General features: G+C 55.0%; 23 protein-coding genes and 1 tRNA gene. 13 read left to right on the top strand and 11 right to left on the bottom strand.

The window, feature by feature from the left end; translation table 11 throughout:
* Positions 1-51: 51 nt before the first annotated feature.
* A complete protein-coding gene (locus E1H13_RS07670) occupies positions 52-714 on the top strand; it encodes an SDR family oxidoreductase (RefSeq protein ID WP_169612822.1) in 663 nt (220 codons plus the stop codon).
* On the opposite strand, the gene E1H13_RS07665 is transcribed toward E1H13_RS07670, so the two are convergent.
* A complete protein-coding gene (locus E1H13_RS07665) occupies positions 711-2,384 on the bottom strand; it encodes a transglutaminase family protein (RefSeq protein ID WP_169612821.1) in 1,674 nt (557 codons plus the stop codon). The genes E1H13_RS07670 and E1H13_RS07665 overlap by 4 nt on opposite strands.
* A 79-nt stretch (positions 2,385-2,463) precedes the next feature.
* The gene (locus tag E1H13_RS07660; protein WP_169612820.1) at positions 2,464-3,189 is read right to left on the bottom strand and encodes an HAD family phosphatase; all 726 of its coding nucleotides are present in this window, start codon (positions 3,187-3,189) and stop codon (positions 2,464-2,466) included.
* Between the two features lie 336 nt (positions 3,190-3,525).
* On the opposite strand from E1H13_RS07660, the gene E1H13_RS07655 reads away from it, so the two are divergent.
* The 3 genes from E1H13_RS07655 (at position 3,526) to petG (ending at position 6,661) form a co-directional block, all read left to right on the top strand.
* Complete coding sequence (locus E1H13_RS07655) at positions 3,526-4,311, top strand: RNA polymerase sigma factor SigF (protein WP_169612819.1); 786 nt, start codon at positions 3,526-3,528, stop codon at positions 4,309-4,311.
* A 194-nt stretch (positions 4,312-4,505) separates the two neighbouring features.
* On the top strand, positions 4,506-6,443 hold the full coding sequence (locus E1H13_RS07650) for an ABC-F family ATP-binding cassette domain-containing protein (RefSeq protein ID WP_169612818.1): 1,938 nt from the start codon (positions 4,506-4,508) through the stop codon (positions 6,441-6,443).
* 104 nt (positions 6,444-6,547) lie between these two features.
* A complete protein-coding gene (petG, locus tag E1H13_RS07645; protein ID WP_106882944.1) occupies positions 6,548-6,661 on the top strand; it encodes a cytochrome b6-f complex subunit V in 114 nt (37 codons plus the stop codon).
* A 16-nt stretch (positions 6,662-6,677) separates the two neighbouring features.
* Here the strand turns inward: petG and E1H13_RS07640 are convergent, their stop codons facing one another.
* Positions 6,678-7,940, bottom strand: coding sequence for an FGGY-family carbohydrate kinase (locus E1H13_RS07640; protein ID WP_169612817.1), 1,263 nt, complete (start codon positions 7,938-7,940; stop codon positions 6,678-6,680).
* 53 nt (positions 7,941-7,993) lie between these two features.
* Positions 7,994-8,350: an iron-sulfur cluster assembly accessory protein gene (locus E1H13_RS07635; protein WP_169612816.1), complete on the bottom strand. Its 357-nt coding sequence runs from the start codon at positions 8,348-8,350 to the stop codon at positions 7,994-7,996.
* Positions 8,351-8,741: 391 nt separating this feature from the next.
* Here E1H13_RS07635 and E1H13_RS07630 point away from each other — a divergent pair, with 391 nt between their 5' ends.
* From E1H13_RS07630 to E1H13_RS07605, 6 genes are all read left to right on the top strand, one after another.
* Entirely contained in the window at positions 8,742-10,409 is a 1,668-nt protein-coding gene (locus E1H13_RS07630) for a hypothetical protein (RefSeq protein ID WP_169612815.1), read from the top strand.
* Between the two features lie 221 nt (positions 10,410-10,630).
* On the top strand, positions 10,631-12,256 hold the full coding sequence (locus E1H13_RS07625) for a 2-isopropylmalate synthase (RefSeq protein WP_169612814.1): 1,626 nt from the start codon (positions 10,631-10,633) through the stop codon (positions 12,254-12,256).
* A gap of 203 nt (positions 12,257-12,459) precedes the next feature.
* Positions 12,460-14,193 (top strand): choice-of-anchor I family protein, encoded by a 1,734-nt coding sequence (locus tag E1H13_RS07620; protein WP_169612813.1) that lies wholly within the window; start codon positions 12,460-12,462, stop codon positions 14,191-14,193.
* 269 nt (positions 14,194-14,462) lie between these two features.
* Positions 14,463-15,401 carry a PRC-barrel domain-containing protein gene (locus tag E1H13_RS07615; RefSeq protein ID WP_169612812.1) on the top strand — a complete coding sequence of 313 codons (939 nt, stop codon included), beginning with the start codon at positions 14,463-14,465 and terminating at the stop codon, positions 15,399-15,401.
* Between the two features lie 225 nt (positions 15,402-15,626).
* Positions 15,627-17,129 (top strand): site-2 protease family protein, encoded by a 1,503-nt coding sequence (locus tag E1H13_RS07610; protein ID WP_169612811.1) that lies wholly within the window; start codon positions 15,627-15,629, stop codon positions 17,127-17,129.
* A 175-nt stretch (positions 17,130-17,304) separates the two neighbouring features.
* Entirely contained in the window at positions 17,305-17,859 is a 555-nt protein-coding gene (locus E1H13_RS07605; protein WP_169612810.1) for a gamma-glutamylcyclotransferase, read from the top strand.
* 5 nt (positions 17,860-17,864) lie between these two features.
* Here E1H13_RS07605 and E1H13_RS07600 read toward each other — a convergent pair whose 3' ends face one another.
* Positions 17,865-18,368: a rhodanese-like domain-containing protein gene (locus tag E1H13_RS07600; RefSeq protein ID WP_169612809.1), complete on the bottom strand. Its 504-nt coding sequence runs from the start codon at positions 18,366-18,368 to the stop codon at positions 17,865-17,867.
* A 198-nt stretch (positions 18,369-18,566) separates the two neighbouring features.
* Here E1H13_RS07600 and E1H13_RS07595 point away from each other — a divergent pair, with 198 nt between their 5' ends.
* Positions 18,567-19,259: a DUF547 domain-containing protein gene (locus tag E1H13_RS07595; RefSeq protein ID WP_169612808.1), complete on the top strand. Its 693-nt coding sequence runs from the start codon at positions 18,567-18,569 to the stop codon at positions 19,257-19,259.
* Here the strand turns inward: E1H13_RS07595 and E1H13_RS07590 are convergent.
* Positions 19,241-19,990, bottom strand: a complete 750-nt coding sequence (locus E1H13_RS07590) for a TIGR04283 family arsenosugar biosynthesis glycosyltransferase (protein ID WP_169612807.1) — start codon at positions 19,988-19,990, stop codon at positions 19,241-19,243. The genes E1H13_RS07595 and E1H13_RS07590 overlap by 19 nt on opposite strands.
* A 13-nt stretch (positions 19,991-20,003) precedes the next feature.
* On the opposite strand from E1H13_RS07590, the gene ubiG reads away from it, so the two are divergent.
* Positions 20,004-20,768, top strand: a complete 765-nt coding sequence (gene ubiG, locus E1H13_RS07585) for a bifunctional 2-polyprenyl-6-hydroxyphenol methylase/3-demethylubiquinol 3-O-methyltransferase UbiG (RefSeq protein ID WP_206070185.1) — start codon at positions 20,004-20,006, stop codon at positions 20,766-20,768.
* A 47-nt stretch (positions 20,769-20,815) separates the two neighbouring features.
* On the opposite strand, the gene E1H13_RS07580 is transcribed toward ubiG, so the two are convergent.
* Positions 20,816-20,888, bottom strand: a tRNA-Glu gene (locus E1H13_RS07580).
* Positions 20,889-21,176: 288 nt separating this feature from the next.
* On the bottom strand, positions 21,177-21,452 hold the full coding sequence (locus tag E1H13_RS07575) for an Npun_R1517 family heterocyst differentiation transcriptional regulator (RefSeq protein ID WP_169612806.1): 276 nt from the start codon (positions 21,450-21,452) through the stop codon (positions 21,177-21,179).
* A gap of 765 nt (positions 21,453-22,217) precedes the next feature.
* Here E1H13_RS07575 and E1H13_RS07570 point away from each other — a divergent pair.
* The gene (locus E1H13_RS07570; protein ID WP_169612805.1) at positions 22,218-22,769 is read left to right on the top strand and encodes a hypothetical protein; all 552 of its coding nucleotides are present in this window, start codon (positions 22,218-22,220) and stop codon (positions 22,767-22,769) included.
* Positions 22,770-22,909: 140 nt separating this feature from the next.
* On the opposite strand, the gene E1H13_RS07565 is transcribed toward E1H13_RS07570, so the two are convergent.
* The 3 genes from E1H13_RS07565 to malQ form a co-directional block, all read right to left on the bottom strand.
* Entirely contained in the window at positions 22,910-23,047 is a 138-nt protein-coding gene (locus tag E1H13_RS07565; RefSeq protein WP_169612804.1) for a photosystem II reaction center protein K, read from the bottom strand.
* Positions 23,048-23,176: 129 nt separating this feature from the next.
* The gene (tgt, locus tag E1H13_RS07560; protein WP_169612803.1) at positions 23,177-24,319 is read right to left on the bottom strand and encodes a tRNA guanosine(34) transglycosylase Tgt; all 1,143 of its coding nucleotides are present in this window, start codon (positions 24,317-24,319) and stop codon (positions 23,177-23,179) included.
* 45 nt (positions 24,320-24,364) lie between these two features.
* A complete protein-coding gene (malQ, locus tag E1H13_RS07555; RefSeq protein WP_169612802.1) occupies positions 24,365-25,876 on the bottom strand; it encodes a 4-alpha-glucanotransferase in 1,512 nt (503 codons plus the stop codon).
* Between the last annotated feature and the right edge of the window lie 177 nt (positions 25,877-26,053).

Raw genomic sequence — 26,053 nt, 5'->3', positions numbered from 1 at the left:
TTTCCTAGGAGATTTCTTAGTATCTAGACAGCGTAGTAGAGGATAGGGATCATGAAAGTATTTGTTGCGGGTGCAACAGGAGCAACGGGCTCCAGGGTTATCACCCAACTGGTACAGCGGGATATTGAGGTGAAAGCCTTTGTGCGCGATGCCGCCGCCGCCAGGTCCCTCCTACCCCCCCAGGTAGAATTGGTCGAGGGTGATGTGACCGACAAAGACAGTATCCGGCGGGCGATCGAGACCTGCACCGTGGTCATCTGTGCCACCGGGGCGCGACCTAGCCTTGATCCCACTGGCCCTTACCAGGTGGACTACGAAGGCACCAAAAACCTGGTTGACGCCGCCCAACAAGCTGGGATTGAGCAGTTCGTGATGGTGTCGTCCCTCTGTGTGTCTAAGTTCTTTCACCCCTTAAACTTGTTTTGGCTGGTGCTGTACTGGAAAAAACAGGCGGAAGACTACCTGCAAGCCAGCGGTCTAACCTACACAATCGTGCGGCCAGGGGGGTTAAAAAATGATGATGACGACACCCGTTCACTGGTGATGGCCCCGGCTGATACCCTGTTTGAGGGCAATGTTCCCCGCTGGCGGGTGGCCGAAACCTGTGTGGAGGCCCTACACCTGCCCGAGGCCCGCAACAAAATTGTGGAAATTGTGGCCCAGGAGCATGCCGCTGCCGAACCGTTTTCAACCCTCTTCGCTGGCGTGGCCTAAGGGACTAGTTCCCCCAGAATCTTAAACCGCATATGGTTGACGGCCAAATCCCCTAGACGTACCTCCGGGTTATTCTCCGGGCGGATCAGCTTCTCAAAGGGGATGCCCTTACCCATTTCCACATGCCACCAGGGCAGCCCCATGAAAAAGCGGGTGGGGTAGGGACCGCCGTCTTCCACATCATCGGGGTTTGATTCCATGGGCAACCAGCCAAAACCAGGAAGGTAGAACTCGATCCACACATGGTTAAAGTCGGGCTCCAGGTAAATGCCAGCCTGGTCAGCCTGTCCGGGGCACTTGTAGCGCCCCACGGTGCGGCAGGCAATGCCGTTAAGGCGCATCAGGGCCAGTAGCAGGCCCACGTATTCGCCGCAAGAGCCACGCCCCCGTTGCAGGACGACGTCTGGGGTTTCAATCGCTGGGGTGACCGCATAGGACAATTTGTCATAGACGTAGTTGCGAATGCTAAGCACCTGGCGCAGCAGGTTAGTCTCAGTGCCAACGCTATCGCGGGCTGCCGCCTGGATGGTGGGGGTATGCATGGCTAGCTCATCATCGTCAATCAGGTAGCGGGGGCCAAATTCTGGGGGCAGGGCCGGGGCCGATTCCACCTGGCGGGGGGTGAGTTGATATTTGATGCCATACACCTCAACCAGGGCTTTCCAGCCGAATAGGTGACGCTCGTGGGGGTCTAACTGGTCAAAACGATAGCTGGCTACTCGCTCCCCGTTTTGCATCACTTCCTGAAATGGCATGCCCACGGGTTCCACAGACCGCACCACCTGGCGATCGGTGGTGGTGGGGAAGGCAATCCGCCATTCGACATTCTGCAGGGGAATGGCGTCTTCTAGGGCGTCGATTTCTTCCACATAGGTCATTTCCATCAGGTAGCCGTTGGTGCGGCAGTAGTTGGCGTCCTCGTACCAGTGGTAGCTCAAGGGGTGAATTAGGGTGCGATCGCGGAACGTCAGCTCATAGGGTTCTTCGCCATTCGGGTCATCCCGCACGTAAGGCTCTTCGTTGGCATAGGCTACCCACAGGGTGCCACTCTCGGGCCGGGTGCGGGGTGGCACCGCCAGTCCAGTGGGGGTGGGAAACGGGGTCAACATTTTCACCACCAGTTCCCCCGTGGCCCGATCTAGGCAGTAGACGGTTTGTTCTAGCTGGTCACAGCACCACAGATAGTCTCCCCAGACAGAGAGGTTTTGTACCCCGATACCAGGGGCAGGAAACTGGGTAATCCGCTGCCCAGATTCGCGATCGCATACATAGATGTAACCTGCTTTTTTGCAGCTGACATAGAGGGTGCTTTCCCAAACGGCAACGCCATCGGCGGTGTAGGGTAGGGTCAGTACCGGCGTAGGGTTGATGTCGGCCAACGGCGTGACAAAGATGCCGTGGTCCTTAGCTACCCAGACCCGATCTTGCCAACAGGCCACCCCCGTAGCCCCCTCAAAGGCCTCTGCGTGGCGGGGATTCAGAATTTCGAGATTGCTGGTTTTGGGGTCAATGCGCAACAGATAGCCCCGAAACGGGTCCACCGCTAGCAGCGACTCCCCCTGCAACGTTAGACCGTAGAGCGCTTTGACGCCAATGGGCTGAATCAGCGGTACGGCTTGGGGGGAAGCCAAGGGAGAGATGTCCGGAGGGGAAAAGATAGATTCAACCATAGATGGCGTAGGACAAGCTGTAAAGACAAGACAGAGCAGAGGTGGTCCTATCCTAGGGGACAGCGATCGCCAAAAAGGTTTAAGGCGATACCGCCGCAGTATCTGGTTCGTAATAGGGTTGCAGCCAGTCTAAGGTCAACTCATACAGGTGGTCAATTGCCCAATCAGCCCGGCGATGAATCATTTGGTAGGGATAGGCATGGGCTACCCCCAACACCGGCACCCCAGCCGCTTTAGCGGCCGCGATACCCGCAAATGAATCTTCTATTGCTAAGCATTCTGCCGGGGTCAGGTCTAGCCCTGGGAAGGTTTGGTTCAACTGCTGAATCGCCAGTTGGTAGCTGTCCGGTGCCGGTTTACTGCCGGCCTCCGTGACATCATCCCCTGAGACAATCACCGCCATGTACTCGTCGATGCTGGCCAGGGCCAGGACCGCTTCAATCTCCGATCGCCGTGCCCCTGATACCACCGCCAGCTTCAACTCGGCCGCCCGACACTGGTAAATCACATCCTCTAGGCCAGGATACAGAGGCAGCGGATCCATCTGGGCTAGGTGCTGCTGGTAACTGGCCGCCTTACGCTCTAGCAAGCGGTTTAAATACTCCTCTGACACCACCCGTCCTTGCCGATTCAGCAAGGCGCTGAGACAGGCCCGATCGGTACGCCCCAAACAATAGTGGTTGTAGGCGTCTAGGTTGGGGCGCAGATTTTCCTTTAGCAGCAGATCCTGGATCAGGCGTTGGTGCAGGTCTTCGTCGTTAATCACCACCCCATTAAAGTCGAGTAAAACTGCCCTTAATGCCATAACCCCAGCGTAAGAAATGTTAAGAGGTGCTACACCCCGCATTGCTACCTCTAGCTTAGCCTGGTTTGCGGGTACTCAAAGAGGGTGAAGCCCGGTCTCAGCCAGCCATTGATTCCGTCCTGGGATACCCACAATAAGCAGAATACGAGTCGGCCTGGTCGCCTGCCTGGAGGCGATCGCCCCAAACGAGCGCTGGCGTCAACCCCGTAGTTTCACTGAAATCCTGCGCTACCCCTGCCCAGAGTACCGTAGATCAACGATGGTGACAGCCGGTGCCAACTCGGAGAATAGGACACAGTTCTCAAGGCACTCGCTCTCCCAAGGACACCTACAGATATGGCTACTCAAACTTCCACCATTCGCTCCCGGGGCATGGAACTGCTGATGGAGTACAAGCAGTCCCCCTCTGTAAACCTGCGCAATCGCCTAGTCAGGCTGAATGCTGGGTTGGTGAGAAAGATTGCCCACCGGGTTAGCCACCAGTGCTCAGAACCTTACGAAGATTTAGAGCAAATTGGCTACATTGGTTTGATTCGTGCCATCGAGCGGTTCAACCCCGCCCAAGGCTGTGCCTTTAGCTCCTTTGCGGTGCCCTACATCCGGGGTGAGATGCTGCACTTCCTGCGCGATCGCGGTACTACGGTTAAGATTCCCCGCCGCTGGCAGGATCTACAAAAAGAATCCCAAAAACTTCAGATGGAGCTCATGCGCTCCTTAGGCCGCAACCCCAGCGATGGCGAAATGGCTGAAGCTCTTGGGGTATCGGTGAAAGAATGGCGGGAAGCCAAAATGGCCCACAAGAACCGCCTGCCCCTCAGCCTCGATGCCACCGTTTGCCAGCAGGTTGACTCCAGCATTACCCTCGGCGAAACCCTACCCGATACCCACTACCAACTGATGCAGGCCCTGGAAGAAGACCGCCAGCAAATCCAGCGGGCCCTCAACCAACTGGAAGTTAAAACCCGCACCGCCATCGAGTTTGTCTTCTTCAAAGGGCTATCTCGCAAGGAAGTGGCCGAAAAGATTGGCGTCAGCCCGATGACCGTTACTCGCCGCATCCAGCGAGGGGTAGACGAAATGATTGCCTTCCTCCAGCCCCAAGAACTACAAACCGATCCTTAAATATTCTGATTATTTAGAGCACTACCCATTTCGTCACGCGCTAACCCCAACCGCTGTCAATGGTTCTCGTATAACCCATTGGTGGCGGTTTTTTGCGGCCCGGCGACCGCCACCGGTCTCTGGCTGGCTGCTCAATCGCGCTATCCTAAACGTGCAACCTCAGGCTGCTTGCCAGCTATCGTACCCCCCTGCCCATGACTCTGTTTACCCTGCGTTCTGCCACCAAAGACTTTGGCATCAAGGAAATTCTGCGCGATGCCAGCTTTAGCTTAGAAGAAGGCGAAAAAGTTGGTCTGATCGGCATCAATGGCTCCGGCAAATCCACCCTGCTGAAAATGATCGCCGGGTTAGAGCCCTTTGATGGCGGCGAGTTTTGGGTCAACTCTGGATCGAAGGTGGTCTATCTACCGCAGCAGCCCGACTTTGAGCCAGGCCATACTGTGCTGGAACAGGTCTTTGCCGATGCCGGGGAGCAGATGGCGCTGATTCGCGAGTACGAAGATCTGTCTCATCATCTGGCCCAGGGCGATGGGAATACCGCCACGTTGATGGCAAAGCTGTCGACGGTGACCGAAAAAATTGCCGCCGCCGATGCCTGGGATTTGGAAACCAATGCCAAGGTAATTCTGAGTCAGCTGGGCATTGACGACTTTGATGCCAAGCTAGGGGATCTGTCGGGGGGATATCGCAAACGAGTGGCGATCGCGGCGGCCCTGTTGTCTGATCCCGATGCGCTGTTGATGGATGAGCCCACCAACCACCTCGATGCCGAATCGGTGGAATGGCTGCAAAGTTATCTCAGCGGATTTCGGGGAGCGTTGCTGTTAATTACCCACGATCGCTACTTTCTTGATCAGGTGACGAATCGAATCTTAGAAATCGACCGGGGAGACCTCTACAGCTACGCCGGTAGCTACGCCTACTACCTAGAGAAAAAGGCTCTGGCCGAAGCCGCCGAAGTCAGCAGCCAAAAAAAACATGCTGGGGTGCTACGGCGGGAGTTGGAATGGCTAAAGCGTGGGCCTAAAGCTCGCAGCACTAAGCAAAAGGCCCGCATCGATCGCATCGGCGATATGCAGAGTCGTGATTTTAAGCAAGCCCTGGGTAAAGTTGATATTGCCACCGCTGGTCGCCGCATTGGCAAGAAAGTGGTTGAGCTAGAAGCGGTTTCAAAACACTATGACGGGCGGGTCCTGTTCAAAGATGTGACCTATGCCTTTGCCCCTGATGACCGGGTCGGCATTATTGGCCCCAACGGGGTGGGCAAATCTACCCTGATGAACATTGTCACTGGCCAGCTAGAGCCCGATACCGGCACCGTCGATATTGGCACTACCATTCATATTGGCTACTTTGACCAACATTCCGAAGATTTGTTCAAAAATCCCAACCAGCGGGTGATCGACTACCTGAAAGAAACCGCCGAGTTGGTCACCACCGCCGATGGCAGCGTAATTACCGCCTCCCAAATGCTGGAGCGGTTTTTGTTTCCCCCCAATCAGCAGTATGCGCCACTGCACAAACTGTCTGGAGGGGAGCGGCGGCGCTTGTTTTTGCTGCAAGTGCTGATGTCAGCCCCCAACCTATTGATTTTGGACGAACCAACCAACGATTTGGACGTGCAAACCCTGGGGGTGCTAGAGGAGTACCTGGAGGAGTTTAACGGCTGCGTGATTGTGGTGTCCCACGATCGCTACTTTTTAGATCGCACGGTCAATACCATTTTCGCCTTTGAAGGTAACGGCGTCCTGCGCCAGTACCCAGGGAACTATTCCCTGTATTTGGACTACAAACAGGCCGAAAAAGAGCGAGCCGAGGCCGAATTGGCCAAGGCCAAACCCGGCCCCCCGCCAGCTGCCCATAACGGCAAGGCCGAGGCCCCCTCCCCCCAGACCCCAAAAGATCGGGGAAAAAAGCTGTCTTACAAAGAAAAGCGGGAGTATGAGCAGCTAGAGACTCAAGTCCCTGAGATGGAGGCGCAAAAAGCAGCCATTGAACAGCGACTCTACGGCGATCCCCCCAATGACTACGAAGAGGTTACCCGTTTATCGGCACAGCTCGGCGACCTGTCGGCGGCCATTGATGCGGCCACAGAACGCTGGTTAGCGCTGGCAGAGCGCATAGATGGTTGACGCCTAGCCCCAAGTTGCCCTTAGGATCTGAAAAAGTAGCATGTTGGGCCTCGGGCTCAGGTGCTATGGTGGTATGACATTGGCATTAGATTGGGAGAAAAGCTGTGGTTGAGCCTTTGCTGAGTGGAATTGTTTTAGGGCTAATTCCGGTGACCCTGGCCGGGCTGTTTGTGGCCGCTTATTTGCAGTACCGTCGCGGCAATCAGTTTGACCTGTAGCTTCGGTTGCAGCTGACTACAAATGGTTCAGCCCTAAAGATGCTACCCCCACAGCCGCCTCGGTCGAGGCGGCTGTTTCAATTGGGATCTGCATCAGGTGCGATCGCAGTTTTGTCCATACATCATTCTTGGCCCCACCCCCAGCCGTGTATACCTGCTGCAGCGGGGTTGCCCCCAGGGTCGCCAACCGTTGATAGCCCCGCTGTTCAATCCGGGCGATACCCTCCAGCAGCCCGTGCAAAAACAGGCGATCGTCCGCCGGGCGGGGGGTGAGGCGCGGCGGCCAGTTGGGGTCGTTGATCGGGAAGCGCTCCCCTAGCCTCAAGAGAGGATAGTAATTTAAGCCGGTGGCTTGGGTTGGATCAAGGGTCTGGCTCAGATCCGCTAAAGCTTGATCATCAAAAAAACGACGTAGCACCGCCCCACCGCTATTGGAGGCCCCCCCTGCCAGCCACAGGTCCCCGAGACGGTGACTGTAGATGCCGTACTGACTGGCATCTACCCGGGCGCGGCTTAAGAGCTTGATCACCAGGGTGGACCCCAGGGAGGTGACCCCGTCACCGGGTACTCTGGCCCCACTGGCTAAAAAGGCGGCAATGCTGTCGGTGGTGCCCGCCACCACCTGGCACTGGGGCGACAGACCAAATCGCTGGGCGATCGCAGCGGTAATTGGACCCACCACCGCCCCAGGAGCCAGCACCTGGGGCAGTAAAGTCGACCAGGCCTGGTGCCGCATCCAACCGGGGTAGGTGAGGTGACCCACGTCGTAGCCCAGCTTCAGACTGTTGTGATAGTCGCTGATGCCCCATTGCCCATGCAGCTGTGCCCCCAGCCAGTCCGCCTGATGCAGCAAGTAAGCCGCCCGCTGCCAGGTGGCTGGGTCCAGGGTATGCTGCCACCACAGCAGCTTGGCCAGGCTGGAGGTGGCACTGAGGGTGAGGTGATTGGCGGGGGCGATCGCCCTCAGGTGTTCCAGCACCGCCTGGCCCCTGGCATCGTTGTACAGCAGTGGTGGGGTCAGGGGGGTGCCAGCGCGATCGCAGAGCAACACCGTGCCTGAGGTACCATCCAGCCCAATCCGCCCCAGCCGCAACGCCAGGTCTGCTGGTAAAGCGGCCAACACCTGAAACAGGGCCACTCGCCAGCCCTCGGCTAAGTCAGCCAAAGATGGGTAATCCAGCCGATGACTCCACAACGGTTGCCGTTGCCGGTCCACCACCGCCGCCCGCACCCCAGAGGTGCCAAAGTCGATGCCAAGGGCTAAATCAACACGCGCCATGCTGGAACCCGGACTTCAGCCACAACCACCAGGGAGTGAACTAGGATAGCCCTTTAAGCCCCAAAGGACTTGCCACAGCCGCAGGTTTGCGCCGCATTGGGGTTTGTGAACTGGAAGCCGCCGCCAATCAGGGCATCGCTGTAGTCCAGCATTAGCCCATAGAGGTAGAGCAGGCTTTTCTTGTCGCAGACCACCTGGAAGCCGTCGTAATCGTAGACCTCATCTTGGTCATTGATATTACTGGCATCTTCAAAGTCCATGGTGTACGACATGCCAGAACAGCCCCCTTGGCGAACGCCCACCCGCAGGCAAAGCGCCTGGCCTCCCTGCTGCTGCTGGAGCGCCTTAACATGCTTGAGAGCTGTATCCGACATGAGGATGCCGCGGGCTTGCTCAGCGACTTGTGTCATAACAACCTTTGGATGGAGAACAACTACAATAGGTGTCTATCTTAGCGCCCATAGCTAAACCAATTCGGCAGAAATGTTGTGAAATCTAACACTTTCGCCCATCGGCTCCCGTGGTTTCGGCTAAGACTTCTTATAGTTTTAGTGTAGCTTAGGTCTTTCTCATGCCTGGCTGAAATTCCCCGATCGAGCCACTGTTGGTATTTGATTTGTCTATGCTTACCCTAGAACGCCGGTACAGATCCCAGGGTTCTGCCCTGAGATGTCCTAAAGTTCATGGCCAATCAGCCTGAGAACCCTGGGATCTTGCCATACTGTACCGATGCTCTAGCCCCAGCCAAATCTAGCTAAGCGCTGACCATCCCATTCCTAGAATTGTCCTACCTCCTAGCCCATGACTCGATTGAACCGCGTTACCGTCGACCGTTTGAAGCAGCTACCTCGCCTGGCCAGTGTATGGGAAGGGGACCGACGGTCTGTGAATGGTTTTATGGATGATGAATGGGGGATGTCACCCCAGGATGCGGGGGAAAACAGCGACTGTATTCTCTGGGTTGACAGTAGTCACGGTACTGTACGGGGCATTACCATCGTGCCCTCTAGCAGTGGTTACGAGCCTGTGGTGCGCACCCTGCTGCAAGCGATTGAAGCACCCCAGGGAGGGCTCAACCCCGCCCGGCCTCAAAAAATTGTGGTGCGCGATCGCGAGATTCAGTTTTACCTGCGCGGTGCCCTGCAGGGGCTAGATATCGCCATTGACTATGCTCCGGAGCTACCTCTGATTGATGAACTCTTCCATGCCCTGCTGCAATCCAGTGAAATGGCGGATGCAGAACTGCCTGAACGCTATGGCGATGCCATGGTGGATAAGGCCATGGAAATATGGGAACTGGCCCCCTGGCACAGCCTCAACGAACAGCAAATTTTGGCGGTGGAACTGAATGCCTGGGAAGTGGATACCCTATATGTGTCGGTATTGGGCATGGGCGGGGTGGAATATGGCCTGCTGATGTACCGCAGTCTGGATTCCCTGAAGCAGTTTCGCGATCGCGTGTTGATGGGTCCCCAGTCTCCTAAGCAAATGCAGGAGGCCTTTCTAGAGCAGGACTGTCTATTTTTGAACTTCGAGTTGTTTGATCAGCCCCCCGCCAGTGCCCAGTATCAGCCCCCTGCCTGGTTAGCCATGGCTCCAGAATCGGTACAGCCAGACTTTGGTAGCATCCATCCCCTAGAAGGCATGCGCAATCAATTAGCTGACGAAGAAGGGGCCACCTTTTTAGTCGCCATGGAGGCGATTAAGCGCTTCTTTAGCAAGTACCGTCACCAGTTGGAAAAGCCCCCTTTCAAGGCTTTGGAGGGGCATTACCGCATCCCTAACCCCGAAAAAAACGGCTCCGCCAGTCTCCCAGTTACGGTCAAAACCCTACCCGAGGTGACTGCTGACCTGGCGGCCCAGACCGATCTGGCCTTTACCGATGAGCCCCCAGCCATGGACTCCTTTCCAGTGCTGCGGGATGACTATGTGCCTGATGGGGCCCTAATTGTACTCACCCAGTTCAAGCCAGATTGGCTGAACGGCTTGCAGCACGATAGAACGGTCACCTATCAATCCTTAGCGGCTGACCATCAGGTAACGGCATTGCCCCTACCCACCGTCTTGATCCAAACCTCGCGGCCTAAAGCCAAAACCCTGATTCAGCACCTCCAAGCGGCCGAGGGAATACAGGCCGTGTGTTTTAACCCTGGGAACGATCCCTTCAGTGGCGATGCCTTTGAGCTGGGCCTGTTACAAACCGGCGATGGTGAACTGCACCTGTTTGCCGAATATGACACCCATGAGGGCTCAGACCGCAACTTGCTCGATCGCTGGCACCAATGGCAGCAGGAGTCCCAGGGCAACTGCGCCGTGGTGATTGCCAGTGGTGTGACGGGTAAAACCAGGGGACATCCTCGCCTCAAGGATGTGGTGGGCGTATTTGAAGCCCGTTGCTGTACCCCTCAGGATCTAGATTTACCGCCCCTGATGCTGCAATATGCCGCCGACTGGGACATGGACGGCTAGTCGTGTCATCAAATGCTCAAAATTAAATGCTCAAAATTGCTGGGCTAAGTCATAGTCAATCCGGTTTTACCCACTACAATAGTTAGAATCGATACATTTGTGCCGTGATTGTCTTGTGCCGTGATTGTCTTGTGCCGTGATTGCCTGTCAAAGGCGACTGCCTAGAATTCTGCATCCTGCCTGTTATCTGACGAACTGTTGTCTATCCCATGGGAGTCACCATGCGCCAACCCGCCAACCCAGACCGAATTTTGATCTTTGATACCACCCTCCGGGATGGGGAACAATCCCCCGGAGCTACCCTCAATGTTGAGGAAAAAATCACCATTGCGCGGCAGCTGGCCCGTCTGGGGGTCGACATCATTGAGGCCGGGTTCCCCTTTGCCAGTCCTGGGGACTTTGAAGCGGTACAGCGCATCGCCCAAGAGGTAGGGACCGCCGATGGCCCCACCATCTGTGGCCTGGCCCGAGCCACTAAAGCTGATATTCAGCGAGCGGGGGAAGCCCTGAAGCCAGCAGCCCATGGGCGCATTCATACCTTCATCGCCACCTCCGACATTCACATGCAGTACAAGCTGCGCAAGAGTCGGGACGAGGTGCTGGCGATCGCCCCAGAGATGGTGGCCTATGCCAAAACCTTCACCGACGATGTGGAATTTTCCCCAGAGGATGCCGGACGTTCGGACCCCGAGTTTTTGTACCAGGTGCTAGAGGCCGCGATCGCCGCTGGGGCCACCACCGTCAATATCCCGGACACCGTGGGCTACCTGACTCCCTCAGAATTTGGCGGCCTGATTCGCGGCATCAAAGAAAATGTGCCCAACATTGACCAGGCGGTGATTTCCGTCCATGGCCACAATGATCTGGGTTTGGCGGTAGCCAACTTCTTAGAAGCGGTGAAAAACGGGGCTCGCCAGCTAGAGTGCACCATCAACGGCATTGGCGAACGGGCCGGTAACGCCGCCCTGGAAGAGTTGGTGATGGCCCTGCATGTGCGGCGCGCCTTCTATAACCCCTTCTTTGGCCGCCCCGCTGACTCCGAGGCGCCTCTGACCACCATCGACACCCGCCAGATCTACAAAACCTCTCGCCTGGTGTCGAACCTGACCGGCATGTTTGTGCAGCCCAACAAAGCGATTGTCGGGGCCAACGCCTTTGCCCACGAATCTGGCATTCACCAGGACGGCGTCCTCAAGAACAAGCTCACTTACGAGATTATGGATGCCCAGTCCATCGGCCTCACCGATAACCAGATTGTGTTGGGTAAGCATTCGGGCCGTAATGCTTTCCGTACCCGCTTGCAGGAACTGGGCTACGACCTGGATGATCAGTCCCTGAATCGGGCCTTTCTGCGGTTCAAGGAACTGGCCGACAAGAAAAAAGACATTACCGACTGGGATATCGAGTCCATCGTCAACGACGAAACCCGCCAGGCCCCCGAGCACTTTCATTTGGATCTGGTGCAGGTGTCCTGTGGCGACAACTCTCGCCCCACCGCCACCGTCATCGTTCGCACTCCCGAGGGGGACGAACTGATGGATGCGGCGATCGGCACTGGCCCCGTGGATGCCGTCTACAAGGCGATTAACCGAGTGGTGAATATCCCTAACCAGCTGATTGAATTCTCGGTGCAGTCCGTCACCGAAGGCATCGATGCCCTGGGGGAAGTCACCATCCGCATCCGCCATCAGGAACGGGTGTTCTCGGGCCATGCGGCCAACACCGACATTGTGGTGGCCTCCGCCCACGCCTACCTGCACGCCCTGAACCGGCTGTATGGAGCCCTCCAGGACGGTCAGGCGCTCCATCCCCAACGGGACGCTGAACCGGTGGCGGCTTCCCTGTAACGGCATAGGGTGAATGATCACACAGCTGCTGACGACGGGGAATGAACCAATCACCTTTACAACAAACCTCCCATCGGCCTGAACCCAACAGGATCAGTCTCTCCTTACTTCCTTTAATACTGGCTGTTGTCTTAATTTTTCCTTAATAAAATTTATCCCCTTTTCTTAAAATCTGTGGTCTAAGGTCAAACATTGACGTTTTGATGTTGACGGAAGCTTCGATGCGCTTACCCCTGACCGCTTGCCTATTCGCTGCAATTAATCTTTCGCCGATTGCGGTATCAGCCTTTGAACCCCACGTTTCAGAAACTGAGGCAGCCCAAATTCGTTTGTCTGTTTTGGGCCAGTACCAGTCCGGCATTTATCGCCAGAGTGCGGCTGAAATTGTCACCTATGACCCCGCTACCCAGCGGGGTTTTGTGATCAATGCGGCCTCTGGCCAGGTGGATGTGCTCAATCTGTCGGAGCCGAGCAACCCTAGCCTAGCGTTTACCATTAATGTGTCTGACCTGGGGGCCGATGCCAATAGCGTGGCGACGAAAAATGGTGTAGTGGCCATCGCCGTAGAGGCAACCAACCGGGCTGACAATGGGTTTGTTGCCTTATATGACACTGACGGCAATCGTCTATCGGTGGTGCAGGTAGGGGCGCTCCCCGATGCGCTGACCTTCTCCCCTAATGGGCGCTGGGTATTGGTGGCTAACGAAGGGGAGCCGGTGAATGACTACGCCCAGGATCCAGAGGGTTCTGTCAGCATCATTGACCTCTCTGTGGGGGCCGCCAATGTTACCCAAGCCCAGGTGCGCACCGCTGATTTTAGAGCGTTCAATGGCCGGGAAGATGGCATGCGAGCCCAGGGCATTCGCATTTTTGGTCCTGGAGCTAGTGCCGCCCAAGATTTCGAACCTGAGTGGGTGGAAGTGGCTGCCGATAACCGCACAGCCTATGTCAGTTTGCAGGAAAACAACGCCATTGGGGTAGTTGATATCGAAACGGCCACGGTTACCGCTATTCACCCCCTGGGCTTTAAAGACTGGTCTGAATCTGGAGAGTGGGCAGGCAATGGCTTTGATGCTAGCCGCCAGGGGGACGTCAACATTCGGCATTGGCCGGTGTTTGGTATCTTTCAGCCCGACACCATCCGCATTTTTGAAACTGGTGGTGAAACCTATATTCTGACTGCCAATGAAGGGGATGCGAGGGATTATGACGAAGATGAGTGGTGGTCAGAGGAGTTTGCCCTGGGGCGGCTGCAACTGGACCCGGTGGCGTTCCCCAATGCTGAAGCCCTCCAGGCCCCTGATCAACTGGGGCAGCTGTTAGTTACCTCCACCCTGGGGGTGGCCAATGACTGTAATCCCTCATTGACTACGGCCGAGGCCCAGGCGGCAGGCTACGACAATGTGCGCGCCTATGTGGAGGCGGAATGTGTTTACGGGGCCATCTATACCTTTGGTGGACGGTCTTTTGCGGTGTTTCGCATGACCGATGAGGGGCTGGACCTAGTGTGGGATTCGGCTAGCCAGATGGAAGAAACGGTGCTAGCTTTGACCCCTGACTTTTTTAATGCCGACCATCGCGATCGCGAAGTACAACTCAAGCGTCGCTCCCCTAACAAAGGCCCTGAACCCGAAGGGATTGCCGTGGGCACGATTGGCGATCGCACCTATGCGTTTGTCGGTTTGGAACGGGTAGGGGGCGTCATGGTCTATGACATTACCATTCCCGCTGAAACCACCTTTGTTAAATACATTAATAACCGTGACTTCAGTGTGGCTACTACCGCTGAGGGAGGCACCACCACCGACCTGGGGGCGGAAGGGCTACATTTCATCCCCGCCGCCGATAGCCCCGATCCCCAGGGCCGTCCGGTACTGATGGTGGGGAATGAGGTCTCGGGTACCACGACCCTGTTTGCCATCGACGAACTGAACTAAGGCCATGGTTTCCCCTGGGTAGTCCCTAGGGGAGTCTTCGATGGCCTCTGGGTACAGGGGAATGGGGGCAAAGGCTATGGTGTTTCCTTGAGGCCTGCGGTTGGGCGGTTCGGTCTTCCGGACTGTAAAATTATGGGATTCTAGTTAAGATAGGCATTCAGACCTAGGTCTATAGGTTTCTGTATCAGAAGCCTATAGACTGAAAGCTAACGTTGCCTTAGTTTCTTAAACTAGTGATATATTGTCTCGGCTAACGAGATGCATCCGACATGACCTTAGACAAGTATCGTCTCCGTTCTGACTTCTTAGGTACCCAGGTGATTACCCGTAATTCTGGCCAACGGCTAGGGGTAGTCAGTCAGGTCTGGGTTGATGTAGATCAGCGGGAAGTCGTAGCCATTGGCCTCCGGGAAAATATTTTGTCTGGGTTAGCGTCTACGACGCAGCAAATCATGCCCCTCAGCACCATTCGCCAAATTGGGGATGTGATTTTGGTGGATGATGAGGCGGCACTGGATGACGAGGTGAATGTCGCCCCTTACAGTACCCTGGTCAATTGCGAGGTGATTACCGAAACCGGGGAACCCTTGGGGCGGGTGCGAGGGTTTAAGTTTGATGTCACGAACGGTCGGCTTGAGACGATTGTGATTGCTTCTTTTGGGTTGCCCCAAATTCCTGACCAGGTGATTAGCACCTACGAATTGTCGGTGGATGAAGTGGTCAGCAGCGGCCCCGACCGCCTGATTGTGTTTGAAGGGGCAGAAGAAAAATTGGTGCAGCTGAGCATGGGGCTGCTAGAGCGGTTGGGGATTGGCAGTGCCCCCTGGGAGCGCAATGCCGACAGCGAGTACATTATGCCAGTGTCCACCGCGAATCAGCTGCCCTCCGGGGTCCAAGCTCCAGCTGAGTTTACCAAAGCTAATGCCCCGGCGGCAGAACAGCAGTGGCATGATCAGGGCTGGGGTGAACCCGAGTTGGTGCAAGAACCAGTGACCCGAGCTCAATCGGCTGAGCGATATCAGGCGGCGGCGCTTGATCAGAATGACAGCCGGAATAAACCTGTTGAACCGGCCTACGACGCTGATTTTCAAGATGTGACGGATGATATTTGGTCTGAGGGCGAAGAAGACAAACCCTATCAGGCTCCTCCGGTGAATATTCCTCAGCGGAAAAAGGTGACTGAATACGAAGAAGAACTGGACTATTAATGTCCCATCTTATAACTTCTGCCCTAGGCAGATAGGCATGGAATCATGCGCCTAGGACAGCTAACTGAATTGCAACAGCATATGTTCATTGGTGCCTACCTGTTGGGCTAAGTTGGTTGGCCATCACTATCAGCGGTAGACTGGGGAAGCCTTGGGGAGTGAGGTCATTGCATTAGGCATGCCCTTGGCCCTAAGAGAAGAAAGACAGTAACACGCGACAAGATTATGGTTACGACTGGGCTGATTCTGCTGGCGGCGATCGCGATTCTGGTCTGGGGTTACCTCAGGGCTCGTCCTTATGGCAAGGTGGGGATACTGGCCTGGTTGCAATCGGTGGTTTTAATGGTCCCTTGGCTGCTGTTTTTTGGTCTTTTTGCCCTGGGGCTCTATATCAATCTGGCCGGGGTATTGGTGTTGCTGTTAGGGTCTACTGGGCTCTACATTTTTTTGGGGCGACGCCTGAGGGCTATAGGGCAAGATCAACTGTCTACCCAGCGTCCGGCCATGGCCGCTGAGGCGGCTCCAGAGAGTACAGAGAGTGACAATAGTGATAACGACACCACCGCAAGCGACCAGCCCACAGCCGCCCCTGACCCATCCACCACAGATGACACTCTGGCGATCCCACCAGAAGATCTAGCCCAAATTGAAGGCATCTTTGGGATTGATACCTACTTCCGTACCGAAACAATTCCTTATCAGCAGGGGGCGATCTTTCGCGGCAATCTGCGGGGCGAACCAGCCGCCACCCGCGCTCAACTGGCAACATTGCTGACAGAACGGGTTGGCGATCGCTATCGCCTGTTCTTGGTAGAAAACATGGACCAAAAACCCACCGTGGTGGTGCTGCCCGAAACCGCCGATCCTCCCAAAACTACCCCAACCCAGTGGGGGCTAGCGGGCCTGCTTGCCCTAGTCACAGTCTTTACCAGCCTAGAAGCGGGGGCAATTCTGCAGGGCTTTGATCTGCTGGAAGATTTTTCTCGCTGGATCGCCGCTGTACCGTTTTTGCTTGCCCTGGTGGTGATTTTGGCCAGCCATGAAATTGGTCATTGGGTGATGGCCAATAAATATGGCATCCGCCTCAGCCCCCCCTTTGTGATTCCCACCTGGCAGATTGGTTCGTTTGGTAGCCTCACTCGGTTTGAATCCCTGCTGCCTAGCCGCAGCGTGTTATTTGATATTGCCGTGGCGGGGCCTGCCGCTGGCGGCTTAGTGTCGTTGGCGATGCTGTTGCTGGGGCTGGTACTTTCCCATCCCGGTAGTGCTTTTCAGGTGCCTTCGGGCTTTTTTCAGGGGTCAATTTTAGTGGGCTCTTTAGCTCGGGTGGTGTTAGGGGCAGCCCTACAGGAGCCCCTGGTGGATGTTCATCCGCTTACGATCATGGGGTGGCTGGGGTTGGTGCTGACGGCCCTGAACCTGATGCCCGCCGGACAACTTGATGGTGGACGGGTGGTGCAGGCCATCTATGGCCGCAAAACCGCTGGCAGAACTACCGTCTTTACGCTGGTTGTGCTGGCCCTAGTGTCGTTGGTCAACCCTTTAGCCCTGTACTGGGCGGTGCTGATTTTATTTTTGCAGCGCAATCTAGAACGCCCCTGCCTTAACGACATTTCTGAGCCCAATGACGCCCGCGCGGCACTGGGATTGTTAGCCCTGTTTCTCACCTTGACGGTGTTACTGCCGTTAACCCCGAGCCTGGCAGGTCGCTTAGGGATTGGGGTCTAGCTGGTTAGTTTTTACGTTTGCTTAACGTTTCATCAAGACTGTCAGCTAGGATCCTACCAGAAGATAAATAAGGTGATATAACAGAGAAATAATTCTCATCTTCGGTATTCCGACCGGCAAACCGTAGATTAAGCTTTTCCTTTAACGTTTATGCGATCGCCCTCAATTCACTGCTATGGCCAGCCCAATATCCTTAGCTAACGATAGCTCATCTGGCTTCAACCGCCAGGAGGAATGGTTTTATTACTTTGCCTACGGGTCCTGTATGTGTCCGGTTGATCTCAAGCGTTCGTTGGGGGAGAGTACCCATGCCTATGTGGTGGGTCCAGCCACATTGAACGGCTATCGTCTAGGGTTTTTCCGGCGATCGCGCCTGCGCAATTGCGGCGTTTTAGATGTCATTCCTGACCCCAGGGCCTCGGTGCATGGGGTTTTGTACCATTTGCCCTGGCGCCTGAGCGCCGCTCTCGATCACCGGGAAGAAGGTTATCATCACGAAGCCGTGGAGGTGGTGTGTGGCGATCGCTGCTATGGCCCGACCCGCACCTATACGGTCATGGACAAGCTCAGTGAAGAAATTGCCCCTAACGACTGGTACCTGAATGTGGTGCTGCGGGGGGCCACCACCTGTGGTCTACCCGAGGAATATTGCTGGAACCTGTTCCATCACATGCATACTTTGCAGCGGCGGCAACATTCCCCTGTGCCAATCATGCCCCGCAGTGCCTAAAATTGTCACCATCCCCGTTCAACCTGGGGCTCCAGCAACAGGCCCCACACCAGGTTGTAGGGGTGCACTGCCCTGGTTACTTGCCCATTCTGCTGGAGGGGGCGGCCTTGGTTGGCCCATAAAAATAACGAACCAATCAAATTCTGCACCTGGGTAAACCCCTGCTGTTGCAGTTGGGCCGCCAACCGGGCTGAGCGATAGCCCACAGAACAGTAGACGACGATCGGGTGCTGAGGGGCTAGATCTAAAGCCAGAGCAGCCTCTAAGTTAGGGGCATGACGAGCCTGGGGTAAATGGCTCACCGCAAATTCCTCGGCAGTGCGGGCGTCCAGCAGCAGGGGGCTACGCGCTGAGTCCTGTTGCAGCCATAGCTCAAGCCTCTGGGGCGAAAGGGTTTCTACAGTTGGGAACCGTACCCTAACCCACCAAGCCATCCAGGACCAAGCTACCCTTCGTAGGGGTTGAGTAAGATAGGGGTACTCAGCCCAGCTCAGAACGGGTCCTTGCATATCAGATCAACCTCCAGGCGGATTTCTTAAGACCGGACTTATGCCTGGAATAGAACTCAGAATACAAGCAGGGACTGGATTCTGGCTCCTGGATTCTGGCTCCTGGCCCATGTGGAATTTCCCAATTTAAATTTTACGTCACCCTCTTGGAGCATCCATTGCCCGCGCAACTATAATTCATCAGAAAAGGCCACCGCAATGCTGAATGTTGACCCCTGGGATACTCTGTTACAGACCTATGTGGATAACCAGGGACAGGTTGACTATGGCCGCTGGCAGCTAGAGGCCGCCGATGCGCTGAATGCTTGGCTAGGGTCGATGACATCAATCAGCCTAGGGGCACTGTCGTCGGAAGAGCAGTTAGCCTTACTGCTAAATCTCTATAATGCGCTCGTGATTCAACAGGTGCTGAGGCGATATCCTATCCGTTCGATTCGTCCCAAACGCATAGGCATCCCTAACTGGCTCAGCTTCCTGAGATTTTTTAGTCGCCCGATTTATGTTCTAGATGGGCAATCGTTGAGCCTCAATACCATTGAACATCAGATTTTGCGCCCTCAGTTTAAGGAGCCGCGCATTCACTTTGCCCTTGTCTGTGCAGCTTTAGGCTGCCCCCTCTTGCGTAGTGAGGCCTATTACCCCACCATCGTGGAAGCTCAACTGGATACCGATGCCCAGCGCTTTATCCATAATCCTGACAAGGTGCGTTACGACCCTCAAATGGAGGTACTATACTGCAGCCAAATCTTTAAGTGGTATCAGGCTGATTTTTTACAGGCTGCTGACTCAATTCCAGCCTATGTGAGTCAGTACCTGCCCTTAGTCCCGCATACAGCTACAGTTCAATACCTGCCTTACGATTGGGGCTTAAATCAGCGGACCTCGTCATAGAATCGCTTCAAGGTTGTAGCCGGGACCCCCAGACCCCACAGCAGGCCAACCATCAAGTATATGCCGTTGGCTTTAAGGGAGCCCCAGGCCGCAACCCGACGATCTGAGGACTGCACAACCCGGTTGAGCTGGCGAATGCGCCCCAACCGACACAGCTTCAAACACAGGTCTGCTTCCTCCATGATCGGCAACTCAGGATCGAAACCACCGCAGGCGTGAAAGGCTTGGCGGCGACAAAACATTACCTGATCCCCAAACAGCAGCCGCAAGCCTCGCCCAAAAAATAAATGGGGCCGAAATAGCAGGGGGGCGTAGTAGGTTTTGAGGGTGTTGTGCAGAGAAACCCCCCAGCGGGTGGTGTAGGTCCCTGTCATCAGGGATAAAAAGCCGCCACAGACCACATTGTCCTGGGCCAGGGTGGTTTGGATGAGGGCACACAGGTCGTCGGGAACCAGGGTATCGGCATGGAGAAAGCAGAGGCTATGCCCTGATGCCCGGGTCGCCCCCAAATTCATCTGGTGCGATCGCCCCAGATCGGACGATCGCACCACTGACAGCGGCAAGCCATACTGCTGGGCCAGGGCTTGGGCGATCGCCACCGTATCATCGATACTGCCCCCATCGACCACCACGATCTCCCTCGGGGGCGGGTCCAAAATCCTCAGTCCATTCAATGTGCGCCCTAGACAGCGGGCCTCATTCCATGTGGGAATGATGATCGATACATCCATAACCTGTGGTTCCATGTCCCATCAACCGATAACCCGTAACAACTTGGCATTCTACGATCAACAAGCTCCCCACTGGTGGGATGCCGCTGCCACGATCGCCCCCTTAAACCAACTCAACCCCCTCCGGTTTAACTACTTTGATCAGAAGGCACCCCAGTGGGCAGGGCAGCGGGTTTTGGATGTGGGCTGTGGCGGCGGCTTTACTGGCGAGTTTTTGGCGCAACGGGGAGCCCAGGCGTGGGGTATTGACCCGTCATCCGCCTGTATTGCCGCAGCCCGAGTCCATGGGGCTGCGGCTGACTTCTCAATCACCTATAAGGTGGCAACCGCAGAGGCGTTACCATTTCCCGATTGCCATTTCGATCGAGTCATTTGTGTGGATGTGTTGGAGCATGTGGCCGATCCCCAGCAGGCTATCGCCGAAATTAGCCGAGTGCTAAAGCCAGGGGGCCTATTTTGCTTTGATACAATTAATCGCACCCTGCGATCGCGCCTGATCATGATCTGGCTGCTGGAAGATCTGTTGAGGCAAATCCCTCGTGGTATCCATGACTGGCATAAGTTCATTACCCCAGCCGAATTAACGCATCTATTGGCCCAGCATCGCTTCCAGGCTATACAAATTGACGGCTTCAACCTGTTTGGCAGTACCATAGCTGAGCATCTAGCAGCCTATCGCTACTACCAGTCAACAGGGCTGTTTCGGGCTCGCTTTGATACTGACACCCGCGTCATGTATATCGGTACAGCGATGAAAGCAGAACCCAATAAGGTTTAAAAAGAGAAGTTCCGCAGGATGTATACCCTTACGGAACCTCTGGTGAATACCCCCAGGGGAATTCGAATCCCCGTCGCCTCCGTGAAAGGGAGGTGTCCTAGGCCTCTAGACGATGGGGGCCTGTTTTTCACATTTCTCAGTATAGATAAGTGGTATACCCTTGTCAAACCTTTTTAGGCTTGACCTCAAAAATAACCCGTAAGCAGAGGAAAAAGGCACAGGGACTGGCTTACAGCGGCTAACCTGATCCAGGTCAGGTCACAACCTGAGCAGGACAACCCGCTGCTGTCAGGGGTGCTCTTCTAAGGTGAAGCAACCGCAGGCACCATCTGGCCAGAAAGGGTTAGCGTCAAGGGGATGCCTAGATATTGGCCTAAAACAACATCACCATCAGCAAAGTCAGCCCAGCTACTTGGCTCCACCCATGTTTTGCAGGCGAATGAGTTGACGCCTCATCAGGGGAGAAGCGCTCACAGGGGAGACCTCAGCCACCTCCACCTGAGCCGCCAATGACTCAATAAACTCGTCACTACCGTAGGAAAACGCATCGAGCAAGAGTTCTAGCAGATGCTCACGATTATGCATGACATGATTTTCTTCCAGGATGCGAAACCGCAGCGTAATTTCACATTCATATACGCCGACCTGGGTGTCTGTAGATGGGGTGGGTGCAGAATTAGCCATAACTATTGGTGTACTCCCTAACATTAAATGCAAGGGTCATCAGGAGAGGGGGCAACCATAGGGCAGTTTTGCAGGGGGACAAAAGGCCGTGCAAACTCAGGGATCCGAGATAGACACAGGCAGTCGGTGAAGATGCAACTCCGATGATGACGCTCTCGTCTATCAAAACAATTTTTTGGGGAAGTCAAAGATAGTCATGGCATCTTTTACAAGATTGACACAGATTTATGAGGCCTAGATTAACAAAAACAATCTATCCGTAAGTTCTCTGATAAGCGTCGCTTTTTTTATACACAGCAGCCCCTGGAATCTCTGTAAAAACTGATTTATCTGATTAAGTGATGACTAGCTTTGAGAGTGATTTTATGATGGTTCTCTCTCTTTGAAATGAGTTTGATGCTGAAGTCTATTGGCTCACAATTGTTAGAAGCATGATTAGAATTTCATGTCCTAACCACAGCGGCGATCGTTATAAACCAGATCCAAGTCCAGACCTGGAGTTCTGCCTGTGGGAAAACTCCAGGTCTGGACTTGGTATAGATACGTGAGATTGTCCCTTTGTTGGTCGCTGCGAGTGTTGCCGAGGGCGACTTCTACTTGTAGCAAGATTGGGCTAAAGCTTGGCTCACTGAGCTCTAACTATTGACATAGGTCTCAAGATTTTATCTGGTTAAAGCCAAATAAGATTAGCTATCTTTGGATAGAAGGTGACTGAGTATGAGGCTGTTATTCTACTGGTTAGTCTTTAATGATAGGGGTTAACCCATGAGAACTAACCATAATAAAAACGATTCAAATATCGATGATCGAACCGATCGCGAGTTTGTAGATTCGATTCAGACTCGCCCCGTCACCCCGGATGAGGTGGCCTATCGAGATGGCTATGTCCATGGCATGTCAGCTGAACAGACTCAGCAGCGACAATTAAGAGATCGAGATGCTCGTTTTTATGAACAAGAGGCCCAGGCTCGGGCCAGTAATGGTGCTGCCAGTGGAGTATTTATCGGCTTTTTGCTGGCTTTAATTGCTGCTGTGGTAGGGGGTATAGCGTTCTTAGCCATGGACAGTGGTAACCCAGGAGACCCTGGCACAACTGAACCGCCCACGTCGGAGGCCCCGACCCAAGACACCACGATTATTGATCGCACCATTGACCGGACCCAAGAGATTGTGCCAATTCCAGTCACCCCAACCCAATCTAACACCCCAGACCAGGCCCAGCCCGAGACCACGACTCCCGAGTCTAACCCTGAATCCAATGCAGCCACGGCGGACGATCCAGCTGAGCCAGCCGCTCAGGGTACCTCGGCTGAGTAGTGATTTGATTGAATCGGAGCTGGCTGTGTCGCTTACTCTTGGAGATGCTTCATGCTAAAAACTCCTCCCTTGATCGATTGGTTAGTGCCGATGTAATCAAGGGGGGAGTTTAGCCAACATGGGTGGATGTTGATGATGGCTTATTTAAAGCCAATGGCAGCTTGCCATACAAAGGCCAGAAGCAAGAAAAATATTGGAATAATCGGCAGTACATCCACCAGGGGATCGAACAAGGAATAAGCCTCAGGAAGCTTCGCTAGCAGCATTACGACATCCATCGATTAAAACCCTCTCTATACACAGCCTTACAAAACAGCCTCACAAACTTGGCCCGGGGGCAAAAGCAGGCACTTGCCCAGGGAAGACCCCACTGCAGTTTGAATTTGGCAGAATTTTTTAGCATTTTATCACGGCAAGGTCTCTGCACTGGATGCTGACACAGGGTTGTAACCTAACCAATGGCCAAAGTCTTGGGTAAATCGATTGGCTAGAATGGCCGATCGCATCGCTTGGGTGAAGCGCACCAATTCGGTGATGTTGTGGATGGATAGTAAGGTAAAGGCCAGCATTTCCTTGGCATGAATCAGATGACAGAGGTAGGCCCGGGAAAAGTTTTGGCAGGTATAGCAGGGGCAGGTGGCATCGAGGGGGGTATAGTCACGGCGGAACCGCTGGTTTTTTAAATTCCAGCGATCGCCCCCCACCAAGGCGGCCCCATGCCGCGCCAACCGAGTCGGGATCACACAGTCAAACAGGTCTACCCCCGCCGCGATCGCCTGGGCCATTTCCCGATAGGTGCCTACCCCCATCAGGTAACGGGGTTTATGGTCGGGCAAGTGAGGGGCTGTGGCTTTGACAATCGACTCGATTAGCGATGGAGGTTCGCCAACACTAACCCCGCCGATGGCATAGCCCGGTAAGTCAAGCTGGGCCAAATCTTGTGCCGCCGATTGGCGCAAATTAGGGTACACACCCCCCTGCACAATGCCAAACAACGCCTGATCCGGTCGTTGATGGGCCTGAATACATCGCCGTAGCCACCGCCCAGTCCGTTCGGTGGAGGCTTTCATGGTTTCGTAACTGCATGGGTAGGGGGGGCACTCATCAAAAGCCATGATCACATCGGCCCCTAGGGCATTTTGGATCTGGATTGAGGTTTCTGGCTGGAGGTGAATAATCCGCCCATCTTTAGGAGACTTAAAAGTGACCCCGGCTTCGGTAATGGTTCGCATCTGACTCAGGCTAAACACCTGAAACCCCCCCGAATCGGTGAGCATGGGACCATTCCAGCCCATGAATTGATGTAGCCCCCCGGCTTCGGCCACAATGTCTTCGCCGGGCTGTAAATGCAGGTGATAGGTGTTAGACAGCACCATTTGGGCCCCCGTGGTCGCCAGCTGGGCTGGGGTCACCGTTTTGACATTAGCCAGGGTACCCACAGGCATAAATCGGGGGGTATGCACGGGACCATGGGGGGTGTGAAACGTGCCAGCTCGGGCCTGGGTATGGCTACAGCAAGCATCGCATTGGAAAGAAAAGGCAGTGGTCAAGGAGAACCCGGCAATAAAAACGGCTCAGATCATACCATTTCTGGCCTACTGCCCTGGAATCGGTGCTCGGTTAGCCAGGGTGGTCAACTCGCGCAGACGGTGACGCATGTCGTCGGTGAGCGCTTCTGAGCGATAGCGCCAGGCCCAGTTGCCATTGGGCTGACCAGGGGTATTCATGCGGCAGTCACTGCCATAGCCCAATACGTCTTGGAGCGGGATAATCGCCTGATTAGCCACCGACATCAGGGCCAGACGAATCATGGTCCAATGAATCCCTTCAGGGCATACGCAGCCAGCATACAGTAACAACCGCCCCCGTTCGTAGTCAGAGAGTTTGTCGAACCAGCCGACGGTGGTGTCATTGTCGTGGGTGCCGGTATAGACCAAGCAATTGTGGACGTAGTTAGTCGGTAGGTAGGGGTTGTTGTTATCTGAGCCAAAGGCAAAGTGCAAAATCTTCATGCCCGGAAACTCAAACTGGTCCCGCAGGGCTTCGACGTCAGGGGTAATCACCCCCAGATCCTCCGCCAGGATGGGGAGACTACCTAGCTTTTGTTTCACAGTTTCAAACAGTTCGGCCCCTGGGGCTTCAATCCATTGCCCGTTCATGGCGGTAGTTTCGCCAGCGGGCACAGCCCAGTACGCTTGCAGCCCGCGAAAATGATCTACCCGAATCAAATCGACGTAGTCTAGCAAGGCGGTGAGTCGCTGCAGCCACCAGTCAAAGTCGTTGCGTTTGAGTTCATCCCAGTTATAGGTGGGGTTGCCCCATAGCTGGCCGGTTTCGCTGAAGTAGTCTGGGGGCACCCCAGCCATCTGGGCTGGGGCCAGAGTTTCCCAGTCGATCATAAAGTTTTCGGGGTAAGCCCACACGTCAACGCTGTCGTGGGCCACATAGATGGGGATGTCGCCGACAATTTTAATCTGCCGCTCATTGGCGTAGCGCTTCAGGGCACCCCACTGTTGGTGAAATTCAAACTGCAAGAACTTTTGGCAAAAGATGTCGCTGGCTAGCTTTTCGCGCCACTCGGCTAGGGCGTGGGGCTCGCGGCGGGCCAGGTCGGGTTCCCACTCAGTCCAGCTGGCGCCACCGTGGGTATTTTTCAGGGCCATAAAGAAGGCAAATTCGTCAACCCAAAAGTGGCAGCGATCGCAGAATTCTTTAAAGGCAGCCCGGTCCTGGTCGGAGGCCACATTGCTGAACCGGCTCGCCGCCCGCTCTAGCAGCCGCATTTTAACTGGAATAATATCGTCAAAGGCAACCCAGTCGGCGGGCTGTTGTTCTAAGTCGTGTAGTTCGTCGGGGTAGAGCAGATTGCGATCGCACAGTTGCTTTAGGCCAATCAAAAGTGGGTTGCCAGCCATTGATGAATAAGCCAGATACGGTGAATTGCCATGTCCCGTAGGCCCCAAGGGCAGCACTTGCCAGAGCTGCTGTTGGGTATCCGCCAAAAAGTCGATAAACTGATAGGCCTCTTGGCCTAGGGCACCGATGCCAAACCGACCGGGCAATGAGGTGGGATGCAGCAAAATACCGCTGGCTCTGGGAAATGGCATAGTTCATCCTGTGCAATTCCAGACGACTCTAGCATGGTCACCGGGGGGGTTGGCTATAGCCACAAGTCAGGTCTTGGGAATTTTTTGGGGCAACCCATCCTTATAAAGGGGCAGGCAAGCTGAGCCTAGGCTAATCACAGGTTTGTTGCCCTGGCCTCCCTACTCCTGGTTCACTCA

It is taken from the genome of Nodosilinea sp. P-1105, assembly GCF_012911975.1.
Taxonomy (GTDB): Bacteria; Cyanobacteriota; Cyanobacteriia; order Phormidesmidales; family Phormidesmidaceae; genus Nodosilinea.
This window is presented reverse-complemented; position numbering and strand designations above follow the sequence as displayed.